The organism is Tepidibacillus sp. HK-1, from assembly GCF_001748485.2.
In the GTDB taxonomy this organism is placed as follows: domain Bacteria; phylum Bacillota; class Bacilli; order Tepidibacillales; family Tepidibacillaceae; genus Tepidibacillus_B; species Tepidibacillus_B infernus.
Window position 1 is genome coordinate 1 of record NZ_BDGM02000029.1, and the last position, 12,508, is coordinate 12,508.

At 34.3% G+C, this 12,508-nt stretch carries 13 protein-coding genes; all 13 read right to left on the reverse strand.

The genetic code is table 11. The annotated features are described in order from the left end of the window. A partial coding sequence (locus BEN26_RS12600) for an RNA-guided endonuclease TnpB family protein (protein ID WP_181482295.1) occupies positions 1 to 484 on the reverse strand: 484 nt, incomplete at its 3' end. 105 nt (positions 485 to 589) lie between these two features. Continuing rightward, entirely contained in the window at positions 590 to 718 is a 129-nt protein-coding gene (locus BEN26_RS14165) for a hypothetical protein (protein WP_255421905.1), read from the reverse strand. Next, positions 715 to 1,116 carry a nucleotidyltransferase substrate binding protein gene (locus BEN26_RS12605; protein WP_069800153.1) on the reverse strand — a complete coding sequence of 134 codons (402 nt, stop codon included), beginning with the start codon at positions 1,114 to 1,116 and terminating at the stop codon, positions 715 to 717. The genes BEN26_RS14165 and BEN26_RS12605 overlap by 4 nt, the downstream gene beginning before the upstream one ends. A 92-nt stretch (positions 1,117 to 1,208) precedes the next feature. Next, positions 1,209 to 2,333, reverse strand: a complete 1,125-nt coding sequence (locus BEN26_RS12610) for a plasmid pRiA4b ORF-3 family protein (protein ID WP_069800155.1) — start codon at positions 2,331 to 2,333, stop codon at positions 1,209 to 1,211. Between the two features lie 100 nt (positions 2,334 to 2,433). Further along, positions 2,434 to 3,348 (reverse strand): UTP--glucose-1-phosphate uridylyltransferase GalU, encoded by a 915-nt coding sequence (gene galU / locus BEN26_RS12615; protein WP_069800157.1) that lies wholly within the window; start codon positions 3,346 to 3,348, stop codon positions 2,434 to 2,436. A 104-nt stretch (positions 3,349 to 3,452) separates the two neighbouring features. Beyond that, positions 3,453 to 4,307: a hypothetical protein gene (locus BEN26_RS12620; RefSeq protein ID WP_069800159.1), complete on the reverse strand. Its 855-nt coding sequence runs from the start codon at positions 4,305 to 4,307 to the stop codon at positions 3,453 to 3,455. A gap of 50 nt (positions 4,308 to 4,357) precedes the next feature. After that, the gene (locus tag BEN26_RS12625) at positions 4,358 to 6,028 is read right to left on the reverse strand and encodes a type I restriction enzyme HsdR N-terminal domain-containing protein (RefSeq protein WP_069800160.1); all 1,671 of its coding nucleotides are present in this window, start codon (positions 6,026 to 6,028) and stop codon (positions 4,358 to 4,360) included. A gap of 216 nt (positions 6,029 to 6,244) precedes the next feature. Next, positions 6,245 to 7,768 (reverse strand): murein biosynthesis integral membrane protein MurJ, encoded by a 1,524-nt coding sequence (murJ, locus tag BEN26_RS12630; protein ID WP_069800164.1) that lies wholly within the window; start codon positions 7,766 to 7,768, stop codon positions 6,245 to 6,247. A 178-nt stretch (positions 7,769 to 7,946) separates the two neighbouring features. Continuing rightward, positions 7,947 to 8,639 (reverse strand): acylneuraminate cytidylyltransferase family protein, encoded by a 693-nt coding sequence (locus BEN26_RS12635; RefSeq protein ID WP_069800166.1) that lies wholly within the window; start codon positions 8,637 to 8,639, stop codon positions 7,947 to 7,949. A gap of 1 nt (position 8,640) precedes the next feature. Beyond that, positions 8,641 to 9,810, reverse strand: a complete 1,170-nt coding sequence (neuC, locus tag BEN26_RS12640) for a UDP-N-acetylglucosamine 2-epimerase (RefSeq protein ID WP_069800168.1) — start codon at positions 9,808 to 9,810, stop codon at positions 8,641 to 8,643. Beyond that, complete coding sequence (gene neuB, locus BEN26_RS12645; protein WP_069800170.1) at positions 9,807 to 10,802, reverse strand: N-acetylneuraminate synthase; 996 nt, start codon at positions 10,800 to 10,802, stop codon at positions 9,807 to 9,809. Before neuB ends, neuC begins: the two co-directional genes overlap by 4 nt. Next, complete coding sequence (locus BEN26_RS12650) at positions 10,799 to 11,443, reverse strand: acetyltransferase (RefSeq protein ID WP_069800172.1); 645 nt, start codon at positions 11,441 to 11,443, stop codon at positions 10,799 to 10,801. The genes neuB and BEN26_RS12650 overlap by 4 nt, the downstream gene beginning before the upstream one ends. Further along, on the reverse strand, positions 11,436 to 12,491 hold the full coding sequence (locus tag BEN26_RS12655) for a sugar phosphate nucleotidyltransferase (protein WP_255421906.1): 1,056 nt from the start codon (positions 12,489 to 12,491) through the stop codon (positions 11,436 to 11,438). The genes BEN26_RS12650 and BEN26_RS12655 overlap by 8 nt, the downstream gene beginning before the upstream one ends. Positions 12,492 to 12,508: the final 17 nt, after the last annotated feature.

Below are 12,508 nucleotides of genomic sequence, written 5' to 3' on the forward strand. Positions count from 1 at the left end.
ATTTTCCTGTTTTTGTTCGAGAAACCGTACAAGACTTGAGGATATGATGTGACGGGATTTCCCGATGTTGTTTCATTTTTACAAGTTTCAGTTTCGGTAATTTGATATAGCCATCCAAAAGCATAATATTTCCGTTGACCACGTTGGTTGTGTAGGACTGTCTCGCCTTGCGGCTTTTGAACTTAGGAAATTCAACACGACCAGAGAAGAAGTTATGGTATGCCTTCTGCAAATTCAGTTGAGCGTTTGCCAACGCTAGGCTATCGACTTCTTTGAGCCATGCAAACTCCTTTTTGTACTTGGCAGGAGTCGGGAATTTTTGCTTTTTCAAGGCTTCTTTGTCGTGCTTGAACTTCTCATATGTTTCCTTTCGTTCAGCCAACATTTTATTGTAGACGAAACGAACGCAACCGAAGGTTTTCGCAAGAAATTGCTCTTGTTCTTGTGTTGGGTACAGACGGAACTTATATGCTTTGTTTGCCATATCGAATCACCTCACTTCAATGGGCGCACCACCCGTTGTGAGTAAGCAAAAGCTTCTCAACATCGTGATTCCATTCTACTTATATCATAGCAAAAAAAGACAACTTTAGGCTACGCCTAACCGAAATTCATCTCCCACTTTCACTGGTGCTGGCACACCTTCACGTTTAGCAGTGGGAGACTTCTTTCGGAGGGAAGTTAAATTCATACTTTTCTCTGGTATCCCAAACTTCATCTTTTTGCTCCTAAGTCACGATATACCTGTGTTATAGCTGCGTAATAACTATCCTTAATCTTCATTACTGCCAATTGAAAACGCTCTTCGTCGTAAGTATGGGCTAATAAATTTTGTTTTTCCAACATATCCATCCATGTTTCACCATCCTGAATAAGACCATAGTGAAATGATGATTTTATTACTTCTCTTGGAAAGGTTACTAATACTTCTTGAGACTCTAAATAATCCTTAAGTGTTTTCCATGCCAATTCAAATGTATACTCAAACCTTTGAATCAAACCTTCTTTCTCAAGCACGCTAAGATTATCAAAATCTTGTATAGCTAAGTCAAATTGACGATAGGCTTTTTCAAAGTTTTCAAATCGCTGACGCCACCGATTTTCCTTTAAGTTCATTATTATCATACTCCCACATTTTATTTATTTATCAAATTTTATCACAATATCGATAACATGGGAAAATAATTGACTTATCACCCTATTCTTCTCTACATCTTAATTTTTCTGTTCAATTTCTCAATATCGAACTCATCATACCCTTGACTTTTCCCCCATTCTATCATATCGTCATGCTCTGGATGATCTTTATTAGCTATAATTTCAAGAAATTCTTCGTAACCGGATTCTCCACCTACATCTTCAGGAGGTGTGTTCCCCTCACCTTCATAGCAGACAGGATAGTTTTTGTCATAATTCTCGATCACCTTTTCCACCTCAATATAATGCTGCCAATTATCTCCAAAATCATAATTATATTTTAGCCTTTTATACTTAGGGATATATTCTGAAAGTCGGATACCTTTTTCATGCCTCATCTCTATATCATTGGGATAGGCAAAAGCTTCCTCATCAGAAACCAAGTTCATAACAGGCTTAAAACCTTCCTTGGTATAGGCTGAATGATTAATTGATAATTTATCAGATTTTTCATCACTATATATATAAAATTCATGTAAGTGGTAGTTTTTCCATCCAAAGGCTGCTTGTAAAACATCATGAAATTTCTCAAAGGTTATATTCACAGGAACAACTAGCCTCCTCCATACAAGGTGCTTGTCAAGATCAAGGGTTACTTTAATTTCTACAGCCCTACATCCGATAACTGTCCCACCTGTGAAAGTCTCAAGATCTTTATATAATTCCTTATTGGGAAATATATATTTATTTGGCCCATCACTAACCGGAATTCTACTAATTCTCATACTCATAGGACTTTGATTACTGGTGCTATCTACAATTAAATCATCAAAGCAAGGTATTAACTCACAAGCCTTATTCATTCTTGCTATAGATGTTCGATCCTTCGTCTTTGTATAAATTACTTCTTTAGATTGACTGATGAATTGTTCTATAATTCCATCCTTGATGCACTCATCCTGAAAAGTCTCACGTATAGCATCAATTATAATATCATCTAACCTTTTGAAGTCCTTTGCCTTCATCGCATAAAGAACAATCACATACCTATTTTTATCATTAACGAGAACCACAGTTTTTCTATGGTTCACTGTTATTAAGTTTGCATGCCAAGAAAAAAGGGGATCTTCCTCTGACCGTTCATCAAGCTTTATATTCAGTTGATCTAATAGTTTCTTCGTACATTGTATTAACATGAGTAATTACTCCTAATTTCTGATTATTTTCAAGTATATCTATCACTGCCCTTTATTCATCATACTCCCACATTTAATTTATTTATCAAATTTTATCACACTATCGATAATAGGCTGCAATTTTATCTGCTTTGGTACGATTTATTTCTCTTTCGGTAACTTTCATCAAATAATTCAAAAATTCTTCTCTTAAATCTTCTCTTCTTAAGGCAAACTCTACGGTGGCTTCCAAAAAGCCTAGTTTATCGCCAACATCATATCTTTTACCCTCAAATGTATAGGCATACATGGCTTCATGTTGAGCTAGTTCCATGAGAGCATCGGTTAATTGAATTTCTCCATTTTTTCCCGGTTTTGTCGTTTCTAGTATTTTAAAAATAGCAGGACTAATAATATATCTACCCAATATAGCAATATTGGTAGGTGCATCTTCAATTGCTGGTTTTTCTACTAAATTTTTTACTTTATATACATTATCCTCTATAAGTTTGCCATCAATGATCCCATATTTATTGACATCCTCTATTGCTACTTCTTGTACTCCTAAAATCGTTGTCTTGTATTCATCATAGATTTCTATCATTTGCTTTAAGCAAGGTTTTTCTGGTGAGTAGACAATATCATCACCCAAAAGTACTGCAAAAGGTTCATTGCCAATAAAGCTTTTGGCACAATAAATAGCATGACCCAATCCTTTTGGTTCCTTTTGACGAATATAGTGGATATTTACCATATCTGATATTTTCCTAACCTCTTCTAATAGATCAAACTTACCTTTGGTTTCTAACTCTAGTTCTAACTCTACCGATTTATCGAAATGATCCTCAATAGATTTCTTATTTCTACCTGTAATAATCAAGATTTCTTCTATCCCTGATTCCACTGCTTCTTCAATGATATATTGAAGTGTTGGTTTATCTACGATTGGTAGCATTTCTTTGGGTTGTGCTTTTGTGGCAGGTAAGAAGCGAGTTCCTAATCCGGCAGCTGGGATAATGGCTTTGCGTACTTTCATATTAACCTCCCATATGATATTTAATCATTTTCAGTCTCTACTAATACCATCTTTTCTTCCTTTTTCATAAACCATAATAACCCTGTTAGAAGTTAATTCAGTTCTTATAACGCTGATTCTTCTCCAAAAACCTCATTGATTATCTCATCTAAATCGTCTTCTTCAGGATCCATACCTTTATAGTGATATACTTGTGTCATCATTAGTGCAAAGTATTTTTCTCGATTAATGCCTAATAGTGTACGGGTATCAAGTTCTTTGAGAATTTTCAACATATCCGAGTTTAGCATCCCATTTCTTGTCATACTTTTCTTTGGTCTCTTTAAATCAAGCTTATAAACTGAATCTACAATAAGTGTTTCTAACTCTGCCAATAACCCATTTATTTCATGGTCAAGTGTAATTCCAACCTGTAGCAAAAGCACTCCTGATAATTTATCGATATCTTCCCTTGATAGTTCTTTACCTTCTGGCAAAGGCACTCTTGTTATGCCTAAAAGCAATGCGTTAATCCAAGAAAAATAAGCCTGCATGAGGGCAAGGTGGAACCTTACCTTCTTTCCCATCCATAACTTGTTTCTTGATATAACCTCTTCAAACCCTTTGAAGAATTCCTGAAATTTATCGACGCTGCTAAAAACATCTGAATATTGAAGATGAGAGCCGTGTGGAAGGGTTAAATCAAAACTCGTCAATAGCGCATACCACTCTTTTTCTTTTCCGTTATGAAGTTCCAGATGATAAGATAATCTCTCAAGATAATCCAGTATTTCCTGCTCACTGTTTACACACTTCTCAAGTATGATACCAGATACCCTTGTAATTTCGTCTTTCTTCTTCAGATAGAAAGTTGTTACAAAAGCTATGATAAGGCCGGCACCCAAGGTGACAATAATATTAAAAATTCCTTCCCACATATACTGTGGCAAGCCTAGATATGTATTTATCGTTTCATCCATTGGGTCAGCCTCCTTCATTTATACTAATAAAACGGTTGGTATAATGATAATTAGAACCTTATAGAGTATGGATTCGTATTTATGTCAAAATACTGACTACGGATATCTTCTTTATTTAAACTAATTGTTATTTTCTTATCTATTAAATCGGCGCATTTATTGGCATGATTTACATTTCCAAGATATTCTTGCAGGAGTATTCTGTCTTTAACACGTTCTGGTAATTTATTGACAATTTCTTTTTCCCGACTTATGATATCACAGATTCCACTAGATAGTGGATCCCAATAATGGTTGATTGAGTCATAAAATCTAAGCTCACTCCATGAACTACCTAATTCTTGCCTAAGCTTCGAATAATCATTTTCTGTAGCCTTCTCTATTTTGTCAACGACTTCCTGCAACTTCAAAAGTTCTTGGTTAATTATGGTGTTGCGAATTTTCCCACCCGGCATAAATTCTCTAACAACTTTTTCTAAAGTTTGAAGAACGGTTTGATCAACGAAATCAATAATTACTTTTGCTTCAGCAGGACCAAGCCAAGCGATTTCTTCTTCAGAAAATAAAAATAGCTGTGATTCAGTAATTTTATTAACAGCATTTCTAATTGTGTGAGATAAATAGACTAACCTAATAGCAGCTCTACTTGTAAGCCCTTCAAAAGCCCACAGGTATCTAAGTTCGGGATGTTTCCAAAAGTGAAATAGGCACATCTCAATCCATTCAAGTATTTGCTCGTCGATATCTGTATTAAAATGAGGAAGGTTTTTCATCCCTAGTTTTTTTAATTCCAAAAGAAATATCAAAACATGAAAATAATATGGGATTGTAACAGCTCTAAGCTCTTTTAATAGCAGCTTGTTTAGAAATAAGTATTGTCTTGAGGGAGATGATTCAATAAACCTTTTTGCTACTATCTGAGAAATTCTATATAATGTTCCACTTGCTAAATTTGACATAAATAGCGATGAAACAATGAGGTCTAAGTCTTCTTTGTACAGGAATTCCTCTAATGCCTGTTTCCGTAATTTCTCTTGAATTTTTGCATTCGCTCTAAAGTTTTCTAAAACATTAGGTCTGATCTTACTTACACTAGACTTTACAGCATCAACAAATTCATCTAATCGATCCAAGTGAACTTCAGAACTTAATGTAACTTCTATGTCTTTTAAAAGCTTATTTTTAAGGCTAAATATCAATTGACTTGACCCAAGATAAGAGTCAAGTTGATTGAATTTTTCTGGCAAATCCGTATGAAGAATACTAAGAATGGGATCAAGATCTTGATTCAGATGATCTCTATCATACAAATTAAGATACCATCCATTAGTTACAACGAAGAATTTAGCATCAATTGCAGGATGTAAGGAGTAAAAATGTGCCTGTGCTATGTCTTCTTCGGTTATTGCTGGTAAAACTTTGTTGTCCTTAATTCCACCGGGTTTAGATTCAATTATCCAAAATTTTTGTTTTCTCACAGAACAAATGTAATCTAATTTGATTCGATCTCTACCTATCTGAAGGAATAATGGATTAAGTTTATAGGACTCTTCTCTGGAAACAGAATAATCTAGTTCTTTTCGATATCCCAATATTTTTAATAGTGGGACAATGTATTCTTCCCTCACATCAGCTTCAGACCAATTAGAAAAATCTAAATTAGCTAACCTGTGCAATTCAGCAGTCTCATCTGCTGTTAATGGAGGTCTGTACTTCCTCAACGTTCATCATCCCTTTCCCACCTTCTACTGAAAGTCTCAAACAGGTATTTCTTCTTGCCAGGATTCCATTTATCAAAATCATTAGTGAGACCTATAATTTTAAGTGCATACCCAAGATAGCTATAAGACGATTCATCAAATGAACGGGTTAGCCTTATATATCCTGCTTCGCCGGTTATTAGTATTGGCATTGTTGGTTTGATCTCCTAAACTATACTATGCTGTACTTTTTCTTAATGTCCTCTTCACAGCTTTAACTAACACATCAACATCTTCGATCTTCATAAAATAGATAATCACAAAATATGATACGGCTCCTATGCCTATAGCCATAAATAGTGATAGGTTTTGACTTAATATAGCTATAAGTTTGTCGAAACATAATTTAGCTAATATGCCCATAATTAATGAGGCAAATAGGATTTTTAGGAATGAAATGGATATTTGCTTCATTCCGAATGGGCCTATTTTTTTTCTTAAACTGATAAATAAAAGAACCGTAGTTAAAGTTGCTGCAATTGAAGTTGCTAATGCAAGACCACCAATGCCCATGTATTTTGATAAAATTATATTAAGGATTATATTAAGTACCATACCTATAGCTGCGTTAATCATCGGCGTTTTTGTGTCTTGCATTGAGTAAAATGCTCTAGATAAAATATCTCTTAACCCAAATCCAACCATTCCTATTGAATAGAAAAATAAAGCGTTTGAAGTCATATGTATTGCCTGATTATCGAATGCTCCTCTTCCAAATAAAATAGTAACAATAGGCGTCACAAATACCATAGAAACTACTGTAGATGGTATAACTAATAAATTGATTCCTGTTATCGCTTCAGCTAAAGAGCTTTTTAATCCGCCTATATTATTTTCTGCAGCCATCTTTGATATCATAGGATATAAAGCAGTAGCTATTGATAATACAAATATTCCTTGTACAAATCCATTTAACCTATTAGCATAATTTAGAGCTGAAATTCCTCCTACTACTATTTGAGAAGCAATCGTTCTATCAACCAACATATTTATTTGATTTACTGACACTCCCAATATAATAGGTAATGCTATGTATGCCATATTAATTATATACTTGTCTTTTAAATCAAATATAATCTTATACTTAAACTTGTTCTTTCCCATAAACGGTATCATTAATAATAATTGCGAAGCCACAGCTACTACATATCCAACCGCTAGTACTAAAATATTTGTACTCTTACTTAGAATAATTGACAGAATAACAAAAATATTTAATGGTAATCCAATTAAGGCTGGAATAATATAATTTCCTTTTATTTGAAGATATCCGCTAAATATCGATACAATTCCAGTAAAATATATAGCCAATAAACTAATCTTAGTAAACTGAACAGTTAAAGCGAACGTTCCTCCTTCAAATCCCGAAGCAAATATTTTTACTATTTGTTCTGTAAACAAAAGACCAGCTAAAATAATAATAGTACATATTAATATCAATATATTTATAAGATTGTTTGTAAATCTATTAGCATCTATTTCTCCGTCATCTTGAATTATTTTACTATACATAGGAATATAGCCAGCTCCAAGTCCCGTCGCTACAAAACCAAATATGACACTTGGTATAGTAATAGAAATTAAATACGCATCACTGATACTAGATGCTCCATATAAATAGGATAGTGTTATTTCTCTTGCAAATCCAAATACTTTAGATAAAATTGTTATTACCATTATTAATAAAGCTGTTTTCTTCATGTATTTATATCTCCTCATATTAAAGAGGAAAGCTTACGCCATATATCCATCTTTGATTGTTTTTATGTCACTTTTCATTTCATGATTTTCTTTATATTATCTTGCATCTTTTATAATTGAGAACTCTATTACTTTACATAACCCTTGTCTGTTTTCGTAGTAGAGATAGAGTGCGTTATTATTTTTCTAAATTCTTCATCAAAGCTTCTGCAATGATAAAATCCATCTCATCATCAATATCTATAGAATGTTCTTTAGACATGACAATCGCAAAACTCTTATCAGTATAAATATTTTCCGTCATCATTAAATACTGAGTCTTTACAATATAGAGTGCTCCATTAATCCTGAAGTAAGTTGGCAAACTTTGTCTAGGTATTTCAATCAAATCACGATTTATAAAATTATTAAGCGATGAATCTTCAGGTAAAGTATTTGACCAAAGTGGTGAGTGATCAACTTCACACACTGCTACTACTGCATTTGCGTCTCTTTCTTTCATCTTGTTATACCCAGCAATGATATCTTCAGCTGTCCTAAGAGGAGATGTGGGTTGAAGTAGTGCTACCGTATCTAATTCTTTTCCCAAATCTTGGTATCTTTTAATTGCATCTTTCACCACATCCCAGGAAGAAGCTGTATCTGTCGATAGTTCGTCACTTCTTAAAAAAGGCACACTTGCGCCCCATTCTCGAGCAATTTCTGCATACTTTTTTGAGTCTGTTGATACGAATATTTCTTCGAATAGACCTGACTCTTTTGCCGCCTCTATTGTATAAGCTAAAAGCGGCTTCCCATTAAGTAATCTAATATTCTTATCTTTAAGTCCTTTTGAACCACTTCTTGCAGGAATAATTGCTAGATTTTTCAACCTACTTCCCCCCGCAATCATAAAATTTCTTCTTAAGATTTACTTTATCATTTAGTATAAAATCTTTTATTGTCTCAACAATCTTTCCTGATGTATTACCATCACCATAAGGGTTAATTGTATTCTTAGCTTTTTCTTTTAACTCTTCACTTAAAGCAATCTTAACTGCATTTTTTATATCTTCCTTGATTGGCTCACAGTTTATTACACTGTCTGATTGTATTCTACCTTTTTGACGATCCCCAATATTTATCGTAGGTATACCAAAACTCGGAGCTTCTACTAATCCACTTGAAGAATTTCCAATAACCATTGTGCAGTATTTTAAAGCGCTTAAATATCTGGTCATTCCCAAAGAAGCAAATGCAATAGCATGATCATTCTTATCTACAAAGTCATCAATCATTTGATTAATGATTCGGCCACTCGCATCAGCATTGGCTTTGGTAAAAATGAACTTCATATCTTTATATAATTCACAAACATCCAAGAGAGCTTTTATCTGCTCCTTAGATTTGTTATCTTCTAAAGTCACAGGATGAAAAGTCACCATCGCATAAGGTTTATCTAACTTAAAATTAATTGATTCCTCAAGTTCTGATTTGCTCATAAGCTTTTCATTGAGAATATTTTCAATACCGATAGCACCCACACAGAAAACACGTTCAGGATTTTCTCCTAATTGAATCACACGATTTCGGTATTCTTCTGTACTTGTAAAATGTAGATAACTGAGTTTTGTAATTGCATGACGGATAGACTCATCTATAGCTCCCTCTGTTGTTTCACCACCATATAAATGAGCTATTGGAATTCTCTGATTCATTGCAACAGTAGCTACTGCTAGAGTTTCATACCGATCCCCTAATACTACTAATAAGTCTGGCTTAAGTCTCTCAAAGTAATCCGCAAAGCTAATCATGGCCAACCCCATAGATTTTGAAATGGACGCTGGTGTATCCGCACTTAAAAGAATCTCAATTTTTTCATCAATTGCAATTCCTTCTCTTTCAATTTCTTGATACGTCAACCCGAATTCTGGTGAAAGGTGTGCGCCTGTCACAACAACACGCACATCAAAATCCTTAACATGATTGAATTTCTTTATGATTGGTTTTAATAATCCATATTCAGCTCTTGTAGCCGTGAGTATACTAATCTTTTTTTTCATATTTCTATCAACTCATCTTCTTCAAAATCTCTTAATGCAACTCGTCCAATCACTTCAAACCATTTCATTGGGCTGATGCCATTTCCAGGTCTCTTAACCGTCAAGTTTTCTTCTGTAAAACGCTCACCTTTTGAGATATTTCTTTTTGCTATAATACTCTTTCGTGCAATTGCCATGTTCTTCTTTTCTGATTCTGCAGGTTTTTTCTCACCACTCCCAATAGCAACCTCAACATTTCTAATCGCATTTACCATTGCTTTAAGTTCGTTTGGCTCTAGACTCGCCTTATGATCAGGGCCTTCCATGTTTCTGTCTAGAGTGAAATGCTTCTCTATAACAGTAGCTCCCATGGCAACTGCTGCTATTGGTACTTCAATACCTAATGTGTGATCTGAGTAACCTACAGGAACATCAAACTCAATCTGAATTGTATTCATGGCTTTTAAGTTCACATCATCATATGGTGTTGGATACTCTGTAGTGCAGTGGAGCACGGTAATCTCTCCAGAACCATTTTCTTTTAAAATTGACACCGCAGCTCTAATATCCTCCATCGTGCTCATGCCCGTAGATAGAATTACAGGTTTTCCCAGCTTTGCAATTTTAATTAAATATGGTAGATTTGTGATATCTCCAGATGGGATCTTCCATCTCTTCATTTCAAGGCTATTTAAAAAATCTATGCTGTCAAAATCAAAAGCTGTAGAAAGAAACTCAATATCTTTTTTTCTACAATATTCACTTAGTTCAACAAACTTATCAAAAGATAGTTCAAGTTTTTTTACCATCTCAAGTTGACTCTCTTTTGTTGAAGTATTTTTATTTTGGTACTCTGCTTTCGGAGCATGTCTAGAAACAACTTTTTCTGATATAAAAGTCTGAAATTTTATAGCATCAGCACCAGCTTCTTTTGCCACATCTATGAGCTTTTTTGCAAGATTAATATCACCGTTATGGTTTACACCTGCTTCTGCTATAACATAAACATTCATCGTTTTCTAACCTCCTTGCATGGGTTTCCATATGCTATGATATTTTCTTCTATATCATTTGAAACAACACTTCCCATTCCAATAATTGAACCAGAGCCAATCCTAAGCTGCTGTTTAATCACACAGTTAGCTCCAATATGAGTATTTGCTCCTATTTGCACTTCCCCACTTAATACTGAACCTGGAGCAATATGCGCAAACTCTCCAACCAGGCAGTCATGCTCAATAATTGCGCCCGTATTAATAATGGATCCTTTATGTATTGTGGAACCAGCATTGATAACCGCATTTTTCCCTACAAAAATTCCTGTCTCCATATTTACGTGATGGCTTACATCGGCTGAAGGGTCAATAATATTTGGGATTTCAAAACCTAATTCACTAAGTTTATTAAAAAGCTTTATTCTAAGCTTTGGGTTGCCAATACTCCCTAACGTTACAAAGGCGTACTTGTATCCATCAGCAAATAATTGTGGTAGGTCGTCATCACAGCCAATAACTGAAACTCCCAAAACCTCTTTCCCCATATTTTCTTTTCTATCGATAATTCCAATTTCTGAGAACTCATTGAGTTCAAGGAGACTGTCTAGTACAGACTTGCAATGACCTCCTCCACCAACCAAAAGTATTTTTTTACTCATCACGCTCTAACCTTCTTCTCATCTTTTCCATCTCATCCAACTGCCCCATATCAAGCCAGCTATTCTCACTGATGGGATAGACTCCTATTTTTTCACCAGCTTCTTTATATTTCTCGATTATGTCTGGAAAACCAACCGCTTTATTTTCTTCTAGTTCTTCTATAACTTTAGGTTCCACAACATACATTCCTGTGTTTGTAAAAAAAGAAAGCTCTGGTTTTTCTCTCATTTCTTCTATTTCACCAGTTTCGCTAATTTCAATAACTCCGTATGGTATTTTTATGTTTTTTAATGAACATACCATTGTAATCAAATTATTTTCTTTTTTATGGTAATTATAAATCTTTTCGTAATCTTCCTCGATTAAAATATCGCAGTTGGATAGAAAAAAAGTAGAATCAATTTTCCCTTTAAGTAAACTAAGTCCCCCACCTGTACCCAGTGGTTGATCTTCATCTACGTAATTAACCATATAGTCTTTTTCAATTTCATTGAAATAGGCTTTAATCATGTTTTTTTTATGATTCACCACTAAAAAAAATTTATTGCTACCGTATTGATTGAATCTATTCATAATATGCTCTACAATTGGAATTTCTCCAATAGGAATAAGCGGCTTTGGCAGAATTTTCGTATATGGATAAAGCCTTGTTCCAAGTCCGCCTGCCATAATAACTACCGGTACATTTAAAGTTTTTTTCGTTTCTACCTCTCCATCATTCCATAACACAACTGAGACGATGTCATGTTCTTCATTTAAAATTGGTAACGCTTCAATAAAGTGTTTCTTCATAAATTCTTTAGCTGAAGCCTTTTCTTTTTCCTGCAAATACTTAGGATTATAATTTGCAATATCTTTTACTTTAGCATCAAGATTCCCTTTCTTAAGAATCCATCTCCTAATGTCCCCATCTGTTATAGCAGCAACAAATTGTCCATCTCGCACAACGAAAAGGACTTTTTTAGCTACTTTATCTAAAAGTGCCATAGCCTCAAGCATTGTACATTCTTCATCAATTAAGAAATCTTTAACATCCAACCTTTTCACCCCTTTGCAGCTATAAA

Bases quoted from the DNA above. Each gene is read 5' to 3' on its own strand.
- BEN26_RS14165 (WP_255421905.1), bottom strand. From the start codon at position 718: ATGAAGTTTGGGATACCAGAGAAAAGTATGAATTTAACTTCCCTCCGA.
- BEN26_RS12605 (WP_069800153.1), bottom strand. From the start codon at position 1,116: ATGAACTTAAAGGAAAATCGGTGGCGTCAGCGATTTGAAAACTTTGAA.
- BEN26_RS12610 (WP_069800155.1), bottom strand. From the start codon at position 2,333: ATGTTAATACAATGTACGAAGAAACTATTAGATCAACTGAATATAAAG.
- galU (WP_069800157.1), bottom strand. From the start codon at position 3,348: ATGAAAGTACGCAAAGCCATTATCCCAGCTGCCGGATTAGGAACTCGC.
- BEN26_RS12620 (WP_069800159.1), bottom strand. From the start codon at position 4,307: ATGGATGAAACGATAAATACATATCTAGGCTTGCCACAGTATATGTGG.
- murJ (WP_069800164.1), bottom strand. From the start codon at position 7,768: ATGAAGAAAACAGCTTTATTAATAATGGTAATAACAATTTTATCTAAA.
- neuC (WP_069800168.1), bottom strand. From the start codon at position 9,810: ATGAAAAAAAAGATTAGTATACTCACGGCTACAAGAGCTGAATATGGA.
- neuB (WP_069800170.1), bottom strand. From the start codon at position 10,802: ATGAATGTTTATGTTATAGCAGAAGCAGGTGTAAACCATAACGGTGAT.
- BEN26_RS12650 (WP_069800172.1), bottom strand. From the start codon at position 11,443: ATGAGTAAAAAAATACTTTTGGTTGGTGGAGGAGGTCATTGCAAGTCT.